The organism is Bacillus sp. F56, from assembly GCF_001748205.1.
Lineage (GTDB): Bacteria > Bacillota > Bacilli > Bacillales > Bacillaceae > Bacillus > Bacillus stercoris.
In genome coordinates this window covers 156,357-179,295 of the sequence record NZ_BDFC01000008.1, presented here as the reverse complement: position 1 = coordinate 179,295, position 22,939 = coordinate 156,357, and the positions used below count along the sequence as shown (strand labels likewise).

The 22,939-nt window shown below is 46.0% G+C and carries 21 protein-coding genes; 9 read left to right on the top strand and 12 right to left on the bottom strand.

Annotated features, from left to right (window positions below; translation table 11 throughout):
• Positions 1–87 precede the first annotated feature (87 nt).
• Genes nasD through cobA form a run of 3 tightly spaced genes read left to right on the top strand, consistent with a single transcriptional unit; the run spans position 88 to position 4,369 of the window.
• Positions 88–2,505: an NADPH-nitrite reductase gene (gene nasD / locus BFW96_RS14620; protein WP_069148920.1), complete on the top strand. Its 2,418-nt coding sequence runs from the start codon at positions 88–90 to the stop codon at positions 2,503–2,505.
• A 31-nt stretch (positions 2,506–2,536) separates the two neighbouring features.
• On the top strand, positions 2,537–2,857 hold the full coding sequence (gene nirD, locus BFW96_RS14615; protein WP_014662717.1) for a nitrite reductase small subunit NirD: 321 nt from the start codon (positions 2,537–2,539) through the stop codon (positions 2,855–2,857).
• A 60-nt stretch (positions 2,858–2,917) separates the two neighbouring features.
• Positions 2,918–4,369: a uroporphyrinogen-III C-methyltransferase gene (gene cobA, locus BFW96_RS14610; RefSeq protein WP_083252890.1), complete on the top strand. Its 1,452-nt coding sequence runs from the start codon at positions 2,918–2,920 to the stop codon at positions 4,367–4,369.
• Between the two features lie 30 nt (positions 4,370–4,399).
• Here cobA and ffoR read toward each other — a convergent pair whose 3' ends face one another.
• The gene (gene ffoR / locus BFW96_RS14605; protein WP_069839816.1) at positions 4,400–5,410 is read right to left on the bottom strand and encodes a ferredoxin--NADP(+) reductase; all 1,011 of its coding nucleotides are present in this window, start codon (positions 5,408–5,410) and stop codon (positions 4,400–4,402) included.
• Positions 5,411–5,570: 160 nt separating this feature from the next.
• On the opposite strand from ffoR, the gene BFW96_RS14600 reads away from it, so the two are divergent.
• From BFW96_RS14600 to BFW96_RS14590, 3 genes are all read left to right on the top strand, one after another.
• The gene (locus BFW96_RS14600; RefSeq protein WP_069839815.1) at positions 5,571–6,434 is read left to right on the top strand and encodes an alpha/beta fold hydrolase; all 864 of its coding nucleotides are present in this window, start codon (positions 5,571–5,573) and stop codon (positions 6,432–6,434) included.
• Between the two features lie 90 nt (positions 6,435–6,524).
• Positions 6,525–7,406 carry a permease gene (locus BFW96_RS14595; protein ID WP_080009749.1) on the top strand — a complete coding sequence of 294 codons (882 nt, stop codon included), beginning with the start codon at positions 6,525–6,527 and terminating at the stop codon, positions 7,404–7,406.
• 4 nt (positions 7,407–7,410) lie between these two features.
• Entirely contained in the window at positions 7,411–8,268 is an 858-nt protein-coding gene (locus BFW96_RS14590) for a TIGR03943 family putative permease subunit (protein WP_069839814.1), read from the top strand.
• Positions 8,269–8,304: 36 nt separating this feature from the next.
• Here BFW96_RS14590 and putR read toward each other — a convergent pair whose 3' ends face one another.
• The 7 genes from putR to BFW96_RS14555 form a co-directional block, all read right to left on the bottom strand.
• Positions 8,305–9,540, bottom strand: coding sequence for a proline utilization transcriptional regulator PutR (putR, locus tag BFW96_RS14585; protein WP_014662710.1), 1,236 nt, complete (start codon positions 9,538–9,540; stop codon positions 8,305–8,307).
• Between the two features lie 152 nt (positions 9,541–9,692).
• The gene (putP, locus tag BFW96_RS14580) at positions 9,693–11,147 is read right to left on the bottom strand and encodes a sodium/proline symporter PutP (protein WP_083252889.1); all 1,455 of its coding nucleotides are present in this window, start codon (positions 11,145–11,147) and stop codon (positions 9,693–9,695) included.
• A gap of 91 nt (positions 11,148–11,238) precedes the next feature.
• The gene (gene pruA / locus BFW96_RS14575) at positions 11,239–12,786 is read right to left on the bottom strand and encodes an L-glutamate gamma-semialdehyde dehydrogenase (RefSeq protein WP_040084225.1); all 1,548 of its coding nucleotides are present in this window, start codon (positions 12,784–12,786) and stop codon (positions 11,239–11,241) included.
• 16 nt (positions 12,787–12,802) lie between these two features.
• Entirely contained in the window at positions 12,803–13,714 is a 912-nt protein-coding gene (putB, locus tag BFW96_RS14570) for a proline dehydrogenase PutB (RefSeq protein WP_080478302.1), read from the bottom strand.
• A gap of 187 nt (positions 13,715–13,901) precedes the next feature.
• Entirely contained in the window at positions 13,902–14,684 is a 783-nt protein-coding gene (locus BFW96_RS14565) for a nucleotidyltransferase domain-containing protein (RefSeq protein ID WP_069839812.1), read from the bottom strand.
• Positions 14,685–14,767: 83 nt separating this feature from the next.
• Positions 14,768–15,724 carry a cephalosporin C deacetylase gene (gene cah / locus BFW96_RS14560; RefSeq protein ID WP_069839811.1) on the bottom strand — a complete coding sequence of 319 codons (957 nt, stop codon included), beginning with the start codon at positions 15,722–15,724 and terminating at the stop codon, positions 14,768–14,770.
• Between the two features lie 71 nt (positions 15,725–15,795).
• Complete coding sequence (locus BFW96_RS14555; RefSeq protein ID WP_069839810.1) at positions 15,796–16,770, bottom strand: LysR family transcriptional regulator; 975 nt, start codon at positions 16,768–16,770, stop codon at positions 15,796–15,798.
• Between the two features lie 117 nt (positions 16,771–16,887).
• Here BFW96_RS14555 and BFW96_RS14550 point away from each other — a divergent pair, with 117 nt between their 5' ends.
• Positions 16,888–17,649, top strand: coding sequence for a class I SAM-dependent methyltransferase (locus BFW96_RS14550; protein ID WP_069839809.1), 762 nt, complete (start codon positions 16,888–16,890; stop codon positions 17,647–17,649).
• 27 nt (positions 17,650–17,676) lie between these two features.
• On the opposite strand, the gene BFW96_RS14545 is transcribed toward BFW96_RS14550, so the two are convergent.
• Positions 17,677–18,237: a shikimate kinase gene (locus BFW96_RS14545; protein WP_014662702.1), complete on the bottom strand. Its 561-nt coding sequence runs from the start codon at positions 18,235–18,237 to the stop codon at positions 17,677–17,679.
• A gap of 255 nt (positions 18,238–18,492) precedes the next feature.
• Here BFW96_RS14545 and tmrB point away from each other — a divergent pair, with 255 nt between their 5' ends.
• Positions 18,493–19,086, top strand: coding sequence for a tunicamycin resistance ATP-binding TmrB (gene tmrB, locus BFW96_RS14540; RefSeq protein ID WP_069839808.1), 594 nt, complete (start codon positions 18,493–18,495; stop codon positions 19,084–19,086).
• Between the two features lie 49 nt (positions 19,087–19,135).
• On the opposite strand, the gene nadE is transcribed toward tmrB, so the two are convergent.
• On the bottom strand, positions 19,136–19,954 hold the full coding sequence (gene nadE, locus BFW96_RS14535) for an ammonia-dependent NAD(+) synthetase (protein WP_069839807.1): 819 nt from the start codon (positions 19,952–19,954) through the stop codon (positions 19,136–19,138).
• Positions 19,955–20,083: 129 nt separating this feature from the next.
• Entirely contained in the window at positions 20,084–20,680 is a 597-nt protein-coding gene (locus BFW96_RS14530; RefSeq protein ID WP_003246345.1) for a DUF1989 domain-containing protein, read from the bottom strand.
• Between the two features lie 129 nt (positions 20,681–20,809).
• On the opposite strand from BFW96_RS14530, the gene BFW96_RS14525 reads away from it, so the two are divergent.
• Entirely contained in the window at positions 20,810–22,150 is a 1,341-nt protein-coding gene (locus tag BFW96_RS14525; protein WP_069839806.1) for an amino acid permease, read from the top strand.
• 1 nt (position 22,151) lies between these two features.
• On the opposite strand, the gene BFW96_RS14520 is transcribed toward BFW96_RS14525, so the two are convergent.
• On the bottom strand, positions 22,152–22,913 hold the full coding sequence (locus BFW96_RS14520; protein WP_069839805.1) for a YqcI/YcgG family protein: 762 nt from the start codon (positions 22,911–22,913) through the stop codon (positions 22,152–22,154).
• Positions 22,914–22,939: the final 26 nt, after the last annotated feature.

Here is a 22,939-nt window from a genome sequence, read left to right as displayed (position 1 = left end):
TTTTGTTACATTTTATAACATGTATCTTAAATATTCCTTTTTGCTGTGCTACGCTGGAAAAAACATTGATAAGGAGCGGATCATCTGATGGGAAAAAAACAGCTAGTTCTTGTTGGTAATGGAATGGCCGGGGTAAGGGCCATTGAAGAGATACTGAGTGTTGCTAAAGACGAGTTTCAGATCACAATTTTTGGTGCCGAACCGCATCCCAACTATAATCGAATCCTTTTGTCAAAAGTGCTTCAAGGCGATACAGATATTAAAGATATTACGTTAAACGATTGGGACTGGTACGAAGAAAACAACATTCAATTGTATACAAACGAAACGGTCATCAAAGTAGATACGGAAAACAAAACAGTCATCACAGACGCAGACAGAATCCAGCCTTACGACGAATTGATTCTGGCGACAGGCTCTGTCCCTTTTATCCTTCCGATTCCGGGCGCAGACAAAAAAGGCGTCACAGCTTTCCGGGATATAAAAGATACAGACACAATGCTCGCCGCGTCAAAACAATATAAAAAAGCAGCCGTCATCGGCGGAGGACTTCTTGGTTTGGAAGCCGCTCGCGGACTGCTGAATCTCGGCATGGAAGTATCCGTCATCCACCTCGCCCCATTCCTGATGGAGCGCCAGCTTGATGCAACGGCAGGACGCCTGCTGCAAAACGAGTTAGAAAAACAAGGGATGACCTTTTTACTTGAAAAGCAAACCGAAGAAATTGTTGGTGACGATCGTGTCGAAGGCCTCCGCTTCAAGGATGGCACAAGCATTGAAGCTGATTTGGTCGTCATGGCTGTCGGCATCCGCCCAAATACAACGCTCGGGGCCGAGAGCGGCATTCCGGTTAACCGCGGCATCATCGTCAACGATTATATGCAGACGGAAATCCCGCACATTTATGCGGTCGGCGAATGTGCTGAGCACCGCGGAATCGCCTACGGGCTTGTGGCGCCGCTTTATGAACAGGCAAAAGTGCTGGCGAAGCATATTTGCGGCATCGACACAAAACCGTATGAAGGTTCCGTTCTCTCCACACAGTTAAAGGTATCAGGCGTCGAAGTCTTCTCTGCCGGTGACTTTAACGAATCAGAGGAGAAAAAAGCGATTAAAGTCTTTGATGAGCAGGACGGCATCTATAAAAAAATCGTCCTGAGAGGCAATCAAATTGTCGGTGCTGTTTTATTCGGCGACAGCAGCGAGGGCAACCGCCTGTTTTCTATGATTCAAAAAGAAGCCGATATCTCTGAAACCTCAAAAATATCAATCTTACAGCCTCTCGACCAAGAAGCAGGCACAAGCATTACCGCAGCTATGAGCGATGATGAAATTATCTGCGGCTGCAATGGCGTGTCAAAAGGTGCGATTATTCAAGCCATCCAGGAAAAGGGCTGCTCGTCAACGGACGAGATCAAAGCATGCACCGGTGCATCCCGTTCATGCGGAGGCTGTAAGCCGCTCGTAGAAGAAATCCTCCAGCATACGCTCGGATCAGACTTTGATGCGTCAGCGCAAAAAGAAGCCATTTGCAGCTGCACCACATTGTCGAGAGATGAGGTCGTAGAAGAAATCAAAGCCAAAGGGCTGTCACATACAAGAGAAGTCATGAATGTGCTCGGCTGGAAAACGCCAGAAGGCTGTTCCAAATGCCGTCCGGCTCTGAACTACTACTTAGGCATGATCAATCCAACCAAATACGAGGATGAACGGACATCCCGCTTTGTAAATGAACGAATGCACGCCAATATTCAAAAAGACGGAACATACTCAGTCGTTCCTCGGATGTACGGCGGCGTGACCAACTCTACAGATTTGCGCAAAATCGCTGATGTCGTCGACAAATATGAGATCCCGCTCGTGAAAATGACAGGCGGCCAGCGAATTGATCTTATCGGTGTGAAAAAAGAAGACCTTCCGAAGGTATGGGAAGATCTTGATATGCCATCAGGCTACGCGTACGGAAAGACACTTCGGACAGTCAAAACATGCGTAGGCGAGCAATTCTGCCGCTTCGGCACACAAGACTCCATGGCACTGGGCATTGCGCTTGAGAAAAAATTCGAAGGGCTGAACACGCCTCATAAAGTCAAAATGGCCGTGTCTGCCTGCCCGCGAAACTGTGCGGAATCCGGCATTAAGGACCTTGGCGTAGTCGGCATCGACGGAGGCTGGGAGCTTTATGTCGGCGGAAACGGCGGAACTCATTTGCGTGCCGGCGATTTGCTGATGAAGGTGAAAACAAATGAAGAAGTGTTAGAATACGCAGGCGCTTACCTGCAATATTACCGGGAAACCGCAAACTATCTGGAGCGTACATCCGCATGGCTTGAGCGCGTCGGTTTATCCCATGTCCAGTCCGTGTTAAACGATCCGGCAAAGCGGCAGGAGCTGAACGACAGAATGAATGAAACACTCTCTGTCCATAAGGATCCGTGGAAAGACTTTTTAGAAGATAAACAAACCTCTAAAGAATTATTTGAAAATGTCGTCACCACATCATAATGACAAAAACAAACATTAAGGAGGAATGGACATGGTAAACAAAGACGTAACAAAAGTATGTATCGGAAAAATTGGAGAATTGCCTGAACAATTAGGCAAAACAGTGTATATTGAAGATAAGGAGCTTGCAGTCTTCAAGCTTTCAAACGGAAGCATCCGCGCCATCGAAAACCGCTGTCCGCATAAGGGCGGCGTTCTGGCAGAAGGCATCGTCAGCGGCGAATATGTTTTTTGCCCGATGCACGACTGGAAAATCTCCCTAGAAGACGGAATCGTTCAAGAACCTGACCACGGATGCGTCAAAACATACGAAACACTGATCGAAGGAGAGCATGTTTATCTCGTATATTGATCAAAAGACCGGATCACTTTTCTAGTGGTCCTTCATTTTTTACAGTGACGGAAGGATGACATGATCATGAAGAACGGAATCGTATATTTCGTGGGAGCCGGTCCCGGCGACCCAGGCCTGCTCACCATCAAAGGAAAACAGGCGCTCGAAGAAGCAGATGTCATTTTATATGACCGGCTCGCCAACCCGAGGCTGCTCGAATTTGCATCACCGGACTGCCAGTTTATTTATTGCGGAAAACTGCCAGACCGCCATTTTATGAAACAAAAAGAAATTAACGCCCTGCTGGTTGAGAAAGCATTAAATGGGTCAACCGTCGTTCGCTTGAAGGGCGGAGATCCGAGCGTATTCGGCAGAGTCGGCGAGGAAGCGGATGCTCTTCATGAGCACGGCATTCGCTATGAAATGGTGCCGGGAATCACCTCTGGAATTGCAGCGCCGCTATATGCGGGCATCCCCGTCACGCATCGGGATTTCGCATCGTCTTTTGCCATGATTACAGCGCATGATAAATCATTAAAAGGCACGCCGAACCTTGACTGGGAAGGGCTTGCCCGAAGCGTTCAAACCCTTGTTTTTTACATGGGTGTCAAGAACTTGTCTTATATTTGCCAGCAGCTCATTTCATACGGAAAATCGCCTTCTGTCCCTGTCATTGTCATCCAATGGGGAACGTGGGGCCGCCAGCGAAGTGTGAAAGGAACGCTTGAGAACATTCAGCAAAAAGTGCAGGAACACCAGATTACAAACCCTGCGATTATCGTCATCGGAGATATCGTTAACTTTCAAACACACAGCTGGTTTGAAAGCAAACCACTTATCGGCCGGCATATGATGATAGTCACTCATGGCGAGGATGAAGACCCGCTTGCAGACAGGCTGCGTGATTCCGGCGCCGATGTCATCGAATGGCCCAAGTGGCGGACTGAAAATATGCCCGTCAATGAAGACATTCTTCGAAAGATCGGCAGCTTTGAAGACATACTTTTCACATCGCGCCGTGCGGTTTGTGAATTTTTCAAAGCACTGGCTTCTAAGAAAATCGACATCCGCCAGCTGACAGCCCGACTGAGTGCAGCAACTGAGCAAGCAAAGGCGGAGCTTGAAAAACGGGGTTTTCTTGTCACCGCCATTCAGCCTGATTCAGAAAAACGCCTTGTTGTTGGGAGCCGCCCTGCAGTGGAAAATGTCCAGACGCATGAGTCCAGTTCGTTTTATATCACTCATGAAAACGTCATAGACGACCGGTTCACCCACATGATTCAGCGTACCATCAGTGAATCCCCGTTGCACATGGTCATTTGCCCGAACAAGCTGTCCGTTCAGCAATTGATCAGTAATGGACAACAAATTGGCATTTCACCAGAACCATCAGCAAGCCGCACCCCTATCGTCTGCATAGGCGATGACTCGGCTGCCGGCGCTTATGGATTCGCAGCCGTCCAAGCACAGGATGAATTGTTTGCTTTCATCCACAATCAACAAACGGAAAAAAAACTCCTTCACAGCTGATGGCAAGCAGCCCTTTTCCTCAAGGGCTGTTTATTTATGCACCAATTTTTTATGATGGGTTGAATACATCGCCATATTCTCAGCCTTAGGGTCCAAATAAGCCTTAGCGCTGTTGACCGCTGTCGGGCCTTCGGTAAAGCCTCCGGCAATCAATCTCAGCTTGCTTTCATAAAAAGCCGCGTCCCCTGCCACAAAAACGCCCGGAAGATTCGTACGCATATGTCTGTCCGCTTTCACCCTGCCTTCCTCAATCTCCAGCCCCCACTCCTTCATCGGCCCGAGATCAATTTTGAAGCCATGATTAATGATCAGTTCATCAACCGCTATCTCTTCCCTCTGGCCTGATTCAGTATGACAAATCGTCACGCTTTTGATGCGCTCCTCATTGCCGCTCAGCTGTTCCAGACGATAAGGCGTCAGCACTCGCACCGATGATTGCTTCATTTTCGTCACACTGCTTTCCATTCCTCCGAATTCCTCGCGGCGATGAACGACAGTCACAGACGCCGCAATCGGTTCCAGCTCATTGGCCCAATCGACGGCAGTATCTCCGCCGCCTGATATCACCACGCGCTTCCCTTTAAACGTATCAAGCTTCTCCACTCCATAATGAAGATTTTTGCCCGCGTACCGAGTTGCATCCTCGCTGTCAAACTCATTGACCTCAAGCGTGCCCATGCCGCAAGCCAAAATCACAGTTCTTGTATAGTGCTTTTCCCCTTCAGAACCTGTCAATACAATGGTGCCGTCATTCAGGCGTTCTAACCCGGTCACACGCTGATTCAGCACGATATCAGGATCAAACGTCGCCGCCTGCTCCTTCAGCTGCTCGATCAGCTGCTTTCCCGCAATCCCCGGTATGCCGCCGATATCGCGAATGATTTTCTCAGGAAAAAATAAAGACACTTTCCCTCCGAGCTTCGGCAAAAATTCGATTACCTTTGTTTTCAGCTCCCGCATCCCGCAGTAAAAAGCAGTAAACAGCCCAATCGGCCCCCCGCCTATAATCGTAACGTCATATACCTCTTGATTCTCAGCCATCCGTCCTGCCTCCCGTTCACATCTATATCAAAGTTTTAATTGAGAATGAATATCAATACAAAGTATATCATATTTCACGAGCCTGTGTTTATTCATTTCTTCACCTTGTGATCAATTGCTGAAAACCCTATAATAGGCAAAAACCAATTGGGTGAAACAGATGAAAAGACGAGTCGAAACGATCACCTTCGAAGGACATACACTAGAATATTCAGTGGCTGGAAAGGGTGCCCCCATCCTTGTCATGCATGGCGGGCATTCAAATTGTTACGAGGAATTCGGATACACAGCGTTGATTGAGCAAGGGTATTCCATCATTACGCCTTCAAGGCCCGGCTATGGACGGACGTCAAAAGAAATTGGAAAAAGTCTTGCCAATGCCTGCCGTTTCTATGTGAAATTATTAGATCATTTACAACTCGAACGCGTCCATGTGATCGCCATCTCAGCAGGAGGGCCGAGCGGCATATACTTTGCCTCACATTATCCGGAAAGAGTAAACACTTTGATCCTGCAATCCGCGGTCACAAAGGAATGGCTTACCCCCAAAGACGCGGAATACAAAGTCGGAAGAATTCTCTTCCGCCCACCGCTGGAAAAGTGGATATGGAAGCTGATTTCTTCTTTGAATAACGCCTTTCCGCGTTTGATGTTTCGTGCTATGAGCCCGCAATTCAGCACGCTTCCGTTTCAGCGAATCAAGTCCTTGATGGATGAAAGCGACATAGAAGCTTTTCAAAAAATGAACAGCCGGCAGCGCTCGGGTGAGGGATTTCTTCTTGACTTGTCACAAACAACCGCTGTCTCTTCGAAAGAACTGCAGGCTATCTCATGTCCCGTGCTGATTATGCAAAGTGTTTATGATGGATTTGTCGACTTGTCACATGCACATCATGCAAAAGAGCACATTCATGACGCCGCCCTCTGTTTGCTTCACTCATGGGGGCACCTGATTTGGCTCGGAAAAGAAGCTGCAGAAACAGACAGTATCCTACTCGGCTTTTTGGAATCCTCACCAAAGTGAAACGATCCTTTCCCCTCCTCCGTCAAACAAGCAGTGCCTTTTTTTCTGGTATCATAAGAAAGGCAGCTTAACATGAGCGGAGGTTTTATTGTGACAGCACAATCATCTTTTCTTCAGCTGAATTCTATTTTTATCAGCATTTTAATAGAAGCCATTCCGTTTATTCTGATTGGCGTCATACTTTCCGGAATCATTCAAATGTTTGTTTCTGAAGAAATGATTGCAAGAATCATGCCGAAAAACCGCTTTCTCGCCGTTTTATTCGGTGCGCTGGCCGGCGTTTTATTTCCCGCCTGCGAATGCGGCATCATCCCGATTACGAGGCGGCTTCTGTTAAAGGGAGTTCCTCTGCATGCGGGCGTTGCTTTCATGCTGACCGCGCCTATCATTAATCCTATCGTTTTATTTTCTACTTATATTGCGTTCGGGAATAGATGGAGCGTGGTCTTTTACAGAGGCGGACTGGCTCTCGCCGTTTCGCTGATCATCGGGGTCATCTTATCCTATCAATTTAAGGATAACCAGCTTTTAAAGCCTGACGAACCCGGGCACCATCATCATCATGGCACCTTGCTCCAAAAGCTGGGCGGAACCTTGCGTCATGCCATTGATGAATTTTTCTCCGTGGGGAAATATTTAATCATCGGCGCCTTTATCGCAGCAGCCATGCAGACGTATGTCAAAACATCCACTCTGCTTGCGATCGGGCAGAATGATGTATCCTCTTCCCTCGTGATGATGGGTCTGGCATTTGTCTTGTCGCTTTGTTCAGAAGTTGATGCGTTCATCGCGTCTTCCTTCAGCAGCACATTTTCATTAGGATCGTTAATCGCCTTTCTCGTCTTTGGGGCAATGGTGGATATTAAGAATCTATTGATGATGCTTGCGGCCTTCAAAAAACGATTTGTTTTCCTGCTGATTACATACATTGTCGTGATTGTTTTAGCGGGATCACTACTGGTAAAGGGGTGATTGGATGTTTCGTCTATTGGTGCTGATGGGATTTACGTTTTTCTTTTATCATCTGCATGCCTCGGGAAATCTAACAAAATATATCAATATGAAATATGCCTATCTTTCCTTTATTGCGATCTTCCTGCTGGCCATTCTGACCGCCGTCCAAGCATATCTATTTATCAAGTCGCCTGAAAAAGGCGGGCATTACCATGACCATGATTGCGGGTGCGGCCATGATCACGAGCATGATCATGAGCAAAACAAGCCATTTTATCAGCGTTATTTGATTTATGTTGTTTTTCTTTTTCCTTTGGTGTCAGGCATTTTCTTCCCGATTGCAACGCTTGACTCATCGATTGTCAAAACAAAAGGGTTCTCGTTTAAGGCGATGGAGAGCGGAGATCATTACTCCCAAACACAGTATTTGCGGCCTGATGCCAGCCTTTATTACGCGCAAGACAGCTATGACAAACAGATGAAACAGCTGTTTAATAAGTATTCCGGCAAAAAAGAGATTTCTCTGACCGATGATGATTTCCTAAAAGGAATGGAAACCATCTATAACTATCCGGGTGAATTTCTCGGACGGACGATTGAATTTCATGGATTTGCGTACAAAGGAAACGCGATTAACAAAAATCAGCTGTTCGTGTTGAGGTTTGGCGTCATTCACTGTATCGCTGATTCCGGCGTGTACGGGATGCTAGTGGAGTTTCCGAAGGACATGAACATCAAGGATGATGAATGGATTCAGATTAAAGGCACTTTGGCCTCAGAATATTACCAGCCATTCAAGTCAACTCTTCCTGTTGTGAAAGTAACCGACTGGAACACCATTAAAAAGCCTGATGATCCGTACGTTTACAGAGGATTTTAAATGAAGACGAAACCAGTACAAGTACTGGTTTCTTTTTTATTTCTTTTTCATCAGCATCAAATCAAGATAGAGCTGGCATCGCGTTCTGAAATCGCTTAAATCGATCGACGTCATCTCAGTAATCTGTTTGATGCGGTAATTCAATGTATTTTGGTGAATAAACAGCTGTTCTGCCGCTGGTTTTGTTTTGCAGTTGTTGAGGAGATAGATTTCCAAGGTTTTGAGCAGCTCAGTGCTGCTTTCTTCGTCTTTCGCTTTTAATAAAGCCAAATCCTTATTCTCGTATTCTAAAAGTTCGTTTTTCTGTTCAATGCTTTCTAAATAGCGATAAATGCCGAGTTTGGCATATTCATATGGAATGTTTTCCTGATTGCCGGTGATTTCTGCGGCTTTGATGACTTCGAGTGCTTCGGTGTAGCTCTTGCCAAGTTTTAAAAGGTGATTGTATTCGTTTCCGATACCGATATAAATAGGGGTAGGTATTTTTTGAAAGTGAAAATGTGTTAACAGCTTGTTAATAAATTCAGAAGCTGCTGAGGAGACGGAGCTTTTTTGGGAAAAACTCGCTACGACGATGACAATATTTGATTCGATCGTTAAGACATGACTGACTTTATCCCGTAAATTCAGGTACGACCTGATATTTTCCTTTAAATCCTCAACCGCTTCCCCATCCCCATTCGCGGCGTGCAGGATAACAACTGAAAACATGGAAGGCAGCACGGTGTTGATCTTTTCAGCTTCTCGTCTGAGGTCCTTCTCAGAGGTGAATTGCTGATAGATCGCCCGTTTGATGAGATCCTCTGCTTTTTCTTCCTTTTCCTGTTTCAATTTGTTCGTTTTATAAATGATTTTCCCGACATGAAAAGAGGTCTCATACAAAAAGTCGAGCTCTTCTTCCGTCAGATTTTGGTCCAGCTCCTGAACCCAGATGTAGCCCATGACTTCCCCTTTGTGCTTTGCACTCACGACCACCCTCTGGTTTAACCCAATGCTTTCAATTTTATTGACGCGAAAAGGCTCAGGTTCTGTTTTCAGTTTTTCAATGATTCCGTCCTTCAAAAACCTCTCAAAAATCTGAACCGGACATTTTTTTGAGAAAATAGTCTGCTGGTTGGCAGAGTCAAAATGGTTAATATAGTAAGAATTATAGGCTAACAAAAAGAAATCCGCGCTTTCCAGGATGACTGGTTTTTGCAGTTCATAACTGATAAAATCAATCAGCTTATCAACATCTGAAAATGAAAAAACTCTCTCTAAAAGCTCTTCCATACCTTTTTCTCCTATACTTTTTTTACTTTAATCATATCCATACGGGGGCTTTTTGTATAGAAAAAAATACGTTTGTTTCCAAAAGAAAAAAATGGCCGCTTAAAAGGAGAAAAGAGGAAAAAGGGATAGCCCCTTCCTCCTCCTTTCGATCTTTATTGTGACATTGTATCTTGGTAGTCTTTAAACTGGTCTTCGACAGCTTGTGACGGAGCCTGCGTCAATACACTGACGATAAAGACAGTTAATAGACTCGCAGCAAAACCAGGTATGATTTCATACAGAAAATCCGAAAGACCGGCATTCGCCCAAATGATTACAGTTGCTGCTCCCACAATCATGCCGGCGAGTGCCCCCCATTTGGTCATTCGTTTCCAAAACAGACTGAGCAGCACAACCGGCCCGAATGATGCACCGAAGCCCGCCCACGCATAGCTTACCAATCCAAGGATTGTATTATTTTTCTCCCAAGCCAGGAATAATGCAATGACAGAAATCACAAGCACAGCCATACGGCCCAAAAACACCAGCTCTTTATCAGAAGCTGAGCGTCTGAACATCGACTTATACAAATCTTCTACCAGAGAGCTTGATGTCACAAGCAGCTGGGAAGAAATTGTGCTCATAATCGCGGCCAAAATAGCTGAAATCAGAAAACCTGTGATAATCGGATGGAACAAAATATTCCCTAATTGAATAAAAATCGTCTCAGGATCCTTCAGTGTCATGCCATTCTGATGGTAATAAGCGATTCCGCCCAAACCGGTCAGCACAGCGCCGACTGCCGACAAAATCATCCAGCCCATTCCGATTCTGCGCGCTCTTTTGATCTCTTTTACGGACGTTATCGCCATAAAACGCACAATGATATGCGGCTGGCCAAAGTAGCCCAAACCCCAGGCAAACAAAGAAATAATGCCAAGGACGCTTGTTCCTTTGAAAATATTAAACATATCTGGATCAACAGAGCGGATTTCAGTAACTGTTTCACTAGCTCCTCCCGTATGGAAAAACGTAACGATCGGAACAAGGATGAGTGCGGCAAACATAATGATCCCCTGAACAAAATCTGTCCAGCTGACTGCCAAAAAGCCGCCAAACAGGGTATACGCCACAACAACACCAGTCACAACCCACAAGCCTGTATGATATTCCATCCCCAAAATACTGTTGAATAAAACGCCGCCGGATACCATTCCAGAAGAAACGTAAAATGTGAAGAAAACTAAAATCACAATCCCTGAAAATAGTCTCAGCAGCTTCGAATGGTCTCCGAAGCGATTTTCAAGGAACCCGGGAATTGTGATGGAATTCCCCGCTTGTTCAGTATAGGTTCTCAGCCGAGGCGCAACATAGAGCCAGTTCGCCCATGCCCCAAGGCAAAGTCCGAACACAATCCAAATACCGCTCAGACCTGTTGAAAACATGGCGCCCGGGAGACCCATCAGCAGCCAGCCGCTCATATCGGCAGCACCGGCACTGAGAGCGGTTACGGCCGGACCCAAAGAGCGTCCTCCAAGCATGTAATCCGTCAGATTCGACGTGCGCTTGTAAGCAAAGTAGCCGATCAGCATCATCCCCGCCATATAAATACAAATCGAAATAATCAGCTGTATGTTTTCTATGGCACTTCCTCCTCTTTTTTATGGTATATGGATGAAATGGACATCCCCGCAGGGAGGATGCCCATTTAGTCCCGCTTTAGAACATTTCACTGATTGTTTTTGCTTGCATATGCAGTGCCAAGTAATCCGGTCCGCCTGCTTTTGAATCCGTTCCGGACATTTTGAAGCCGCCAAACGGATGGTAGCCGACGATAGCACCTGTACAGTTGCGGTTGAAGTATAGGTTTCCAACATGGAATTCCTGTTTCGCACGCTCGATGTGCTTGCGGTTGTTTGTAATCACCGCGCCTGTCAAACCATATTCAGTATTGTTTGCCACTTCTAAAGCTTCATCAAAGTCTGACACTTTACAAAATGCAACGACAGGCCCGAAAATTTCTTCCTGCATAAGTCTTGCTTTCGGATCAAGGTCAGCGAAGATCGTCGGTTTGATGAAGTATCCTTTCGAATCATCACCAGTGCCGCCGCTTACTAAACGCCCTTCCTGTTTTCCGATCTCAATATAGCTCATAATTTTATCATAAGAACCTTGGTCAATGACAGGTCCCATATAAACATCTGCACTGTCAGGTTTAGCAGTTACTTTTGATTCCGTAATTTCAATGACACGCTCTAATACTTGATCATACACTTTTTCATGGACAACTGCACGTGAACCTGCAGAACATTTTTGTCCGGCAAAGCCGAATGCAGATGTGAAGATCGATTGAGCCGCTAATTCAATGTCCGCATCCTCGTCGACAACAACCGTATCTTTACCGCCCATTTCAGCGATGACACGTTTTAAATGCTGCTGGCCCGGCTGAACCTTCGCCGCGCGTTCGAAAATTCTCGTGCCAACTTCTCTTGATCCTGTAAATGTGATAAGGCTTGTTTTCGGATGGTCAACAAGATAATCGCCTACTTCTGCTCCGCTTCCAGGAACAAAGTTGACTACGCCTTTTGGCAATCCGGACTCTTCAAGCACCTCAACAAATTTTGCTGCAATAACAGGTGTAGCACTCGCAGGTTTTAGAACCACTGTGTTTCCAGTAACGATCGGCGCCACTGTTGTTCCTGCCATAATCGCAAACAAGAAGTTCCACGGCGGAATAACAACTGTCACTCCAGTCGGCGTGTATACATATTGGTTTTTCTCGCCTTCACGGCTGTTGACCGGTTTGCCTTTTGCCAGTTCGATCATTTGGCGTGCATAATACTCCATGAAGTCAATCGCTTCAGCCGTATCTGCATCCGCCTCATTCCAAGGCTTTCCTGCTTCTTTTACAAGCAAAGCGGAAAATTCATGTTTTCTTCTGCGGACTTTGGCAGCAGCGCGGAACAGGACAGCCGCTCTCTCTTCAGGAGATGTGTATCTCCACTCTTCGAATGCTGTCGCAGCCGCTTGAATCGCTTGCTCAGCGTGCTCTTGAGAAGCTTTTGACACTCGGCCGACGACTTCTTCTTTATCAGCCGGGTTGATTGAAACGATTTTCGCTTCTGTTTCTACCCTCTCGCCGTTAATGACAAGCGGATAGTCTTTTCCTAAATATTCGCTTACTGTCGCAAGCGCTTTTTTAAACGCTTCCACGTTGTTTTGGTCTTGGAAATTTGTGAATGGCTCGTGTTTATAAGGTGTTGTCATGATAATCTCTCCTTTTTTACTTCTTTGTCATTCCTTTGAAAGCGAAGGCAATGTTTGACGGACGTTCTGCAAGGCGTCTCATAAAGTAGCCGTACCAATCCTCGCCGTATGGCAGGTAGACTCTCATGTTATAACCTTCTTTTACGAGGCTGAGCTGGGTTTGCGACCGCATGCCGTACAGCATCTGAAATTCAAACTTGTCATTGGCAATGCCATGTTCCTTGGCAAGCTGCTTTGTAAAGTCGATCATTTTGTCGTCATGTGTGGCAATCGCTGTATAGTGACCGTTTAAGAGCTGCTTTCGGATGATTTTTTTGTAATTTTCATCGACGTCGCTTTTCTCCGGGTAAGCTACTTTTTCTGATTCTTTATAAGCTCCTTTTACAAGGCGAAGGAACGGGTTTAAAGAATCTAAATCGTCAATGTCTTTTTCCGTCCGGTACAGATAGGCTTGCAGCACTGTGCTTACATACTCGTATTTCCTTCTGAAATCTTTGAAAATATCAAGCGTTTTCTGGCATCTGACTTCATCTTCCATGTCGATGGTGACCATAATTTTATGCTTCTCAGCCGTCTGAAGGATTTTCGTCATATTTTCATACACCAAATCCATATCTATATCCAGACCTAAAGACGTCATTTTTAAAGAAACGTGTGAGTTCAGCTCCTGATCCGCAATGGTCGCAATGGTTTGAATGCACTCTTCCGTACGCTCCCGTGCGACCTCGGCGCTGTTCACAAACTCTCCTAAATGATCGACAGTAACTGACAAACCTTGGCTGTTAAGCTGTCGAATGGTCGGGATTGAACTGTTAAAGTCATTCCCGCCGATAATTTTACCCGCTGCTACTCTGCTTCCCCAGTTCTTTGCCATTTTATTGAGAAAGCCGCTTTTGGATAAAAATAAGAAAAAATCTCTTGTGATCACTTCCAACCTCAACACCCCGCAATCTAAGAAGTATTTGTATGAGTTTATTGTAAATGGACAAAACCGACGTTCACAATATTCTCAAAATACAAAGATTCTGATTATTTTTGTGGTTTTTCCACAATCAGATAGTTAGAAAGTCGGGGAATTCTGTCGAATAAAGGAGAAAAGGAAGCGACAAAAAACATCAGCTTCCTCCATCCTTCCACACTTCTTCAACCGTATTCAAAAGCAAACGGTTCAATTCAGGTGTGATATCTTTTTTCTCTGCCTTCAGTTCTTTTGCCGCTTCCATGATTCTTTCGATTTCCGTTTCAATGAATTGGTGAATAACATCGATTCTTGCTTCGAGGTCAAGCTCTTCACCTCTTTTTTTCCGTGCAAGCAAGGTCTCCATTTCAGCCTTCAGCTCGGGTTCAGCAACAAGTTCCTCCATCAAAACAGTAAAGTCCATTGGCGGAATGGTTCCGTGCTTTTCAATCCATTGGCAGGCCAAAATAGGCCGAAGCACGTAGAAATACTTTTTGATTTTGACCTCTTGTCCTTGAAGGTAATCCTTGACGTTCCTTCTCGCCATATTAATATAGTGATACACGCTTGCTTCAGGCTTAAATGCCTCCGTTCGCAGTTTTCTTAACTGCTCTGCGGTCGTAAATGCTTCGTAATACACAATGTCTGAGGACAGCCATTCGAGGAGCGGAGGGTTTGACTTTTTGAAAAGCCGAAGCGTCTTTCTCAGCTCCCAGCCGCTGATATCCAGCAAATCATGAATCGGTTCTTCAATGACATCGCGCTCCTGCTCAATTGAAAAATACCACTCCTTTTTTGGCACATAAATAAAGCGGACATCGTAATCACTATCCTGCGACGGGAATCCCCATGCGCGGCTTCCTGACTCGACGGCATACACGATTTTGACCCCGTATGACTGCTCGATTCGTTTTAATTCATCAATGATTCTTTGTTTCATATCTATTCGTCTCCAGTCTGTTCTCATTCCGGCAGTTTGCAGAAAAAAACCGCCTGATGATATGCGGCGGCTTTTCACATTTATCAGCCTTTAAGATGCTGCTTAAAAAAAGCAAGTTTTTCCGTTTGAAAAGCAGGGATATACTCATGTCCGAAGTAGCGGTACACCTTCAGCTCTTTCTCTGTTTCCAAATGATTGTAGGCGGCAAACACGGTGGACGGCGGCGTAACCTTGTCAATCAGGCCGATTGACATCAGGACAGGCACCTTCACTTGGTCAGCGAGATTCATAATATCGAAATATGAAAGTGTCTTCATCGCCTGCACTTCTGTTTCCGGGCTGCCATTTCTTCTGAAGAAGGAATTGATTTCAAGGTACGGCTGTTCAAGCGCCACATCAATGGCCCGTTCGAAATTGCTTAAATAAGGATAATCGGCAACGGCGGCTTTTGGAATGTCTGACAGAGCTGCGGCGGCAATGGTTAATCCTCCGCCTTGGCTTCCGCCTGTCACACCGATCCTTGTTTCGTCAACCTCGTCAAAGCTGCTGATCACTTCAAGCGCGCGGACGGCGTCCAAATAAACACCGCGGTAATAGTATGTATCTTTATCAAGAATGCCTTTGGTCATCCAGCCCAAAGCGTGACCGTGCGGTGAAATACTCGTATCCTCACTGCTCTGCTGGCCGCGGACAAGCATGCCGAATGCGGCGTAGCCATGAAGTGCCCAGTTTACCATTTCATGAATTTCACCGTCATAGCTTGCATTGTAGCCATGATATTTCACGATCGCCGGATGCGGGCCTTCCTTGTCAGGCACCGCGTACCATCCAGAAATGCGGGCGTTTCCGAAACTTTTATATGTGAGGCGGTACACTTTTACTCCGTCAGCAGGATAGTCAACCAGTTGTAAATCAGGTTCTGCTTGGACTTTTGCAAGTTCATCCAAAGACAATTTCCAAAACTCAGAAAAATCTTTCGATGCTGTTTTTTCAGGCTTATATGTTCGCAATTGGTCGAGCGGCAGATCGAATAGTTGCATTTCCGATTATTCCCCTTTGTTTTATAAGATTTAGTTTGTATTCCTATACTATCATGTTTCGGATTTGTTTTCTAAATATTTTCATCTTTGTTTCCCAGACAGCTTTCATCAAACGTTTGTTTAAGACCTTCCCGGCTCAGTTCCATAAAGGCCCGGGCTGTCAGACTGACATAGCGGTTCTTTAGAAAGACAAAGACGAGGGTTCGTGATGGCGCGGATTGAATCGATAAATAGATCACACCCGGATCTTTATCCCTTCTAACCATATTCGGCGCCATTGTCACGCCTAATCCGTTAGCCACAAGGGATTGGGCCGTTTCAATATGGCTCGTCTTGAAGGCAGCATTCGGCTTAAAGCCGCTTTCCGCACAGAGATCGAGAACTGTTCTGCGAAAGCCGAAGCCTTCTTTTAACAGAATAAATGGCACCTGCCTGACCATGTCAAGCGGCACGCACGGCTGGCGGCCCTCTTTACCTTCCAGCGCTTTCTCAATCAGCGCGATCATTTCCGGCGGCATCCATCTTTGCTTTTCCTTCGGCACTGCGAGAACAATCGGTTCCGTGAGCAAGGGTGTAATGGAGAGCCGTTCATCTTCGATCGGCAAGGATAAAACAGAAAGGTCAACCTCTCCCTTTGCCGTCATTTCCTCTAATGAAACCGGATCTTTTTCAACAAGCTGAACCTCCACATGGGGATAGCGCGCCAAAAACTGCTTCAGCAGCGGCGGAAAGAGATATCTCCCTGTTACAGCAGGAATCCCAATCGAAAGTTTGTGCCCCAGTCCTTGCGAGCGCTCCTGCATCTCCCGGAGCAAGTCATCTCTGGAACGAATGATGTCCTCGGCTTTTTCAATGAAACGCCTGCCGTGGGGTGTCAGTGTAACAGAGCCGTGGGATCTGTGAAAAAGAGTAAGGCCCAGCTCTGCCTCAAGCTTTTTGATTTGCTGGCTGAGAGACGGCTGAGCGATATGAAGATGCTCCGCCGCTTTTGTAAAGCTTTGGCGCCGGGCGATTTCCGCTGCGTATTCCATTACTCTAATATCCATTTCAGCCTCCATAGGTTGAACCTATCGTTTTTATCATTTTTATATCTTGGACGAATCATAACAGAAATTGCTAACATAATCCATATCATCATTAAACAAAAGAAGGAGCTGGTACAAATGACAAATGAAACACCGTTTTCTACAAATGCCGAGATGTATCGGGATGAGAAGGTATTTGCCGAGGGGGAAGATTTGGGGCTGATGATCAAAACGGCGGAATGCCGGGCAGAGCATCGGGTGCTGGATATCGGAGCGGGTGCCGGCCATACGGCGCTGGCATTTTCTCCTTATGTACAGGAGTGCATCGGTATTGATGCGACGAAAGAGATGGTAGAGGTTGCGTCCTCCTTCGCGCAAGAAAAAGGAGCTGAAAACGTACGCTTTCAGCAAGGAACGGCAGAGTTACTTCCCTTCCCTGACGATTCATTTGATATCATCACCTGCCGATACGCAGCCCACCATTTTTCAGATGTCCGCAAAGCTGTCAGCGAGGTTGGGCGCGTACTGAAACAGGACGGACGTTTTCTTTTAGTGGATCACTACGCGCCTGAAGATCCCGTTCTTGATGAGTTTGTCAATCAGTTGAACCGGCTTCGAGACCCTTCCCATGTTCGAGAAAGCTCATTATCAGAATGGCAGGCAATGTTCAGCGCCAACCAACTGGTCTATCAAGACATCCAAAAGTGGAATTTGCCGATTCAATATGACAGCTGGATCAAACGAGGCGGAACCTCCGCTGACCGGGAAAAACAAATCATTACCCACTTGAATCACGCATCAGACGAAGCACAAGACACATTCTGTATTACATTGAACCAAAACGGACAGCCCGACTCCTTTTGTTTAAAAGCGATTTTGATACAAGGGATAAAACGATAAAAAAAGCCGTGCGCTGCGCACGGCTTTTTACATCGGCTGATAAAGGTCCCAGCCAATTTTTAATGTCTCTACAATATAATCGGCAACCTCTTCCGGGGAAAGGTTGTCTGTTGCCACTTTTGAATTGTGCTTGTCATAAATGACTTTTCTCTCGTTAAACAGCTGTTCCATTTCATCCATTGAACGGTTATGCAGCACCGGGCGGCTTTCGATCAATAAATCCGCGCGCTGCTTCCAGTTCTCCCATGACAGGTCCAGATGGAGCACGAGACAGTTTTCCAGACAGCAATTTCTGATTTCTTCTTGTTTAAAAGATCCCCCGCCCAGAGATACGATTTTGAATCGTTTATGATGGCAGATGTCTAAAATATATTCCTTCTCCGTTTTTCGGAAAAAGTCTTCTCCCTTTTCCTCAAACATCTCAGGGATTGACATGTTGAAATCCTTTTCGATCTCTTGGTCAATATCGATAAAATCTCTATATAATTTTTTAGCGACCAATTGGCCGATTGTTGTTTTTCCAACACCCATGAATCCGATCAGGACGATATTTCTTTCTCTTACTGGGATGGCTCGTTTTGCGTTCATCTTCGGCGAAATCCTCCTAAGGAATGAAATTTTATTTTCATTATATGCTTATTTAGCGAATATTTATATAGATGCCAGCTTGCCCGTCCTTTTCCGTTCAAACGTTTTTGCCTGAATGACATTCATTGTACAACATTTCTGCAGATATTTTAATACTTCGACGCAAAAAAGCATTAAAACATTCTGTATTTTTCCAGCTGATTCTTCGATCGAAGGGTCTTTTTTTGTATGATAAATAAGAAGGGAGAAATGGCGATGATCATTTGGATAAACGGGGCATTCGGTTCCGGAAAAACACAAACAGCCTTCGAGCTGCACAGAAGGCTGAAATCCTCTTATGTGTATGATCCTGAGAAAATGGGCTTTGCGCTGCGCTCCATGGTGCCGCAAGAGATTGCGGAGGACGATTTTCAAAGCTATCCCTTATGGCGGACGTTCAATTACCGTTTGCTAGCTTCTCTGACAGATACATACCGCGGCATCATTATTGTGCCTATGACGATTGTGCATCCTGAATACTTCAATGAGATCATCGGCAGGCTCAGACATGAAGGCAGGATCGTTCACCACTTTACACTAATGGCTTCAAAGGAAACCTTGTTAAAACGGCTGCGTACCAGAGCAGAAGGAAAAAACTCATGGGCCGCCAAACAAATTGACCGCTGCGTTGAAGGATTATCATCATCCATTTTTGAGGGCCGCATTCAAACAGACAACCTGTCGATTCAGGATGTGGCAGAAACCATTGCCGCGAGAGCCGAGCTCCCATTAGATCCTGATACGAGAGGCAGTCTCCGAAGGTTCACCGACAGATTAAGGGTTAAACTGAATCATATCCGCATCAAATAAAGCGCCGGGACATGACAAAAGCCCGCTCCGAGAGCGGGCTTTCTTCTACTTATTTCCACCAGTCATCAAACATTGACGCTGGAACCTGACGTTTATGTTCAGTCATGCTGTAGCGTTTTTCCAGCGCTTCTGATACTTTCGCTGATACTTGTTTTCCTTCGAGATAATCGTCAATCTCTTCGTAGGAAATGCCAAGCTCTGTTTCATCCGACTGCTGCGGTTTTTCATCGAGCAGATCGGCAGTTGGTTCTTTTAAATATAAGCGTTCCGGTGCACCCAGCTCTTTCAGCAGGCTTCTTCCCTGGCGCTTCGTCAAGCCTGTCAGCGGCAGGAGGTCTGCTCCGCCGTCACCGTACTTCGTAAAGAAACCAGTCACTGCTTCAGCCGCATGATCTGTTCCTAACACAAGAAGGCCTTCCTGGCCGCCGATCGCGTATTGCGCAATCATTCTTGTTCTCGCTTTTACGTTTCCTTTATTAAAGTCAGTCAGCTGGTCGCCTGTATCCTGCTGATACTGATCCGAAAAAGCGCTGACTGTCGATTTAATATCAAACTTCCATGATTTATCCGGCTTAATAAACTTCAAAGCGAGCTGGGCATCGTCTTCATCCTGCTGTGTGCCATGCGGAAGACGGACCGCGATAAATTGAGCGTCCCCGCCCTCCTCGCGAATGCTCTCCACCGCAAGCTGAGCGAGTCTTCCCGCAAGCGTTGAATCCTGTCCGCCGCTGATTCCCAATACAAAGCCTTTAGCACCGGTTTTCTTTACATATTGTTTTAAAAAATTGACTCGGTCCTCAATTTCTTGCTTTGGATCAATTGAGGGCTTCACATGTAACTCACGCATAATCTTTTCCTGCATGCTCATCCCAATCATTCCTCCTGTACATTTTCCCTTGTTACTGTTCATTTCCCCAAATCAATGAAAATGAATCATGACTGTTATGTATCCCTCTTAAATATAGCACAGGTCTTCATTCACAGTGAACAAGAGAGATCAGCTGACTTCAACCCGTATGGATGTCACACTGTCGCCATTGCATTTCCCTTTTTCAATCGGGCAGGAAGAAAACGCGACAATTAAATCCATCTCCGCCCTAAGCCTTACGTAATCTCCGGCATTTGAAAGCGGTGTTTCCACAGACAGATTCCCTTTCTCATCAAGAACGGTATTCATAAAAATCGCAAAGGGATAATGCATGTGAGGCTTCGGCACGCCAAACTGTTCAAGCGCACGGTTCATATTGTCATAGCACGTATCCTGAAACTCATCCTTTTGCTTGCCGTATAAGAGCCTGTTCATATCAGGACGGCAGGCGGGCAGAAGCAGGTCATGCTTGCCGACCGTATCTTCAATCAGTGTTAGCATCGGCTTGTACAGGTTGGAGTAGAGATGGTCGTTGACCTTCACATGAATGGAATGATTGGCGTCAATTGTCGCTCCCTGATCAAGGTGTTCATAAAAATCCTTGGCATGGTATGCGACAAAATCAGCCACCTGCTGCCCTTCTACATCAACCACCTTTAAAATCTGCCCCTTTTTCAGCTTCAGCCCAAGCCCTTTTTTCGGCTCCACAATATATTGCTGTGTCATTGGTTTGCTCCTTTTTTCATTAGTATGAGCGTCCGCCTCCATCTCCATGTAAAAAGAGGCAAAAATCTGATGTATATAAGCTTCGGGCGGGTCGCAATCTAACCTTAGATAAAAGGGGTTGAATAAATAATGAGCCAAACAAAAAAAGACCAGCCAAAAGGGAATCTGGCTTGGTGGCAGCTGTCACTGATCGGAGTCGGCTGCACGATTGGAACAGGCTTTTTTCTCGGTTCCAGCATCGCAATTGTAAAAAGCGGTTTTTCCGTTCTCCTTTCATTTCTGATCGCAGGGATCGGTACGTATTTTGTCTTTGAACAGCTCGCCAAGCTGTCGGCGAAGCAACCGGAAAAGGGCTCGTTTTGTGCGTATGCCCGGAAAGCATTCGGCAAATGGGCAGGCTTCAGCAACGGCTGGGTGTACTGGTCGTCAGAAATGCTGATTACCGGCAGCCAGCTGACAGCCATTTCGCTGTTTACGAAGCATTGGTTTCCTCAAGTGCCGCTATGGGTGTTTGCCTCAATCTACGCGGTACTGGGGCTTCTTATTATTTTCACCGGCCTGTCTGTCTTTGAAAAGACAGAAAACGTGCTGGCAGTGATTAAAACAGCCGCTATTTTTATGTTTATTGTCATTGCCATCCTGGCGTTATGCGGTATCCTGTCAGGCGGAAATCATGGCATACATGTTCCCAATAAGACGAGTGAGTTTTTCCCATACGGCGCCATGGGGCTGTGGACAGGTTTAATCTACGCGTTTTACGCCTTTGGCGGAATTGAAGTCATGGGGCTGATGGCGGTTCACTTAAAAAAACCTGAGGAAGCGTCTAAATCAGGGAAACTGATGCTGGCGACACTGGCGATTGTTTATATCATTTCAATCGGGCTTGCTCTGCTTTTGGTTCCGTTACACTCGTTCACTGAACAGGACAGTCCGTTCATTACGTCGTTAAAAGGATATCACCTTGAGATCATCCTTGATATATTTAACGGGATTTTCATCATCGCCGGGTTCTCGACCCTTGTCGCTTCGCTTTTTGCGGTTACGACATTGCTTTGTACGATGGCTGATGACGGCGACGCGCCGAAATGCTTTACTCTAAAGGAAGGCAAAAAAATATGCTGGCCGGCACTGGGGCTGACGTTTGCGGGGCTTGTCCTCTCCATTATTCTGTCGTTAGTGCTGCCTAAAAACATTTATGAGCATATGACAACAGCTGCTGGGCTTATGCTTTTATACACTTGGCTGTTTATCCTGTTCTCGAGCAAAAAGCTGACTGATCCTGAGGGCATGGGAAAAACGCAAATTTATTTAGCGATGATTCTGATTGCCGCGGCTGTGTCCGGTACATTGTTTGAAAAATCAAGCCGGCCCGGTTTTTTTGTGAGCATCGGTTTTCTTGTGATCATCGCCATCGTGACCATGATCTATCAAAAAAAGCAGGGTCATAAAGACCGCCCTGCAAGTCCGTGATTTATTTCAGTTTGTTGAACATGTTCTTTAAATAAGAAAATGGGCACTTCGATACCTGTTTTTCGTCATCACGGAGGAAATACTGCTTCCATTCACGATTATCCTTTCCTCCGTACCAGCCTAATTTCGGGTGAATCGGAGCCTGATCATAGGCCTCTAAACGAGATCGGATCAGCCTGCTCATGTTACGGCCAAATGCAGTTGATCCATTTAGGTCATCAAACACCCACCTTGGCTGAAACGTGATCATAAAAAAAGGAAAGCTCCGGCTTCTTCTTGCCTCGTGCCCCGGTGTAGCGCACAGAATGAAATACGGCTCGCCATCAAAACAAAACTCCCATTTATAATGCTCGGGATCGGCCGGAATGTCTTCCGGCCATTCTTTTTCGTCTTGTTCACTCAGTCTATTTAAAAAGCGCCAAAACAGCTCTTCATACGCTTCAATCGAATAATGCTCCGCCAAATCTTCCGGTGTATCAAACAACACAACGAGGGATGCGTATTTTCCAGTGTCCCGCGATATCTTTCCGTACTCCGCAAGCAACGGAGCCAGTTCCTCCGCTGTACGGTTTTCCCGCGGATCTCCGGCAAAAGCAATGCGAAGCTGATCAGTCAGAAACGCCTGGCGTCCGGGAATGCACGGAAACGTATCCGCATCGTCCGCCAGAGTTTCTGCCAGCAGCTCAAAAGCGATTCTTTGCCATTCAGGAAGCTCTTCTTGAATACGTTCCAGAAAACTTTTGGTGTAAATCCCACTCACCATTGATCCACCTCCAGTATCATCTGGAT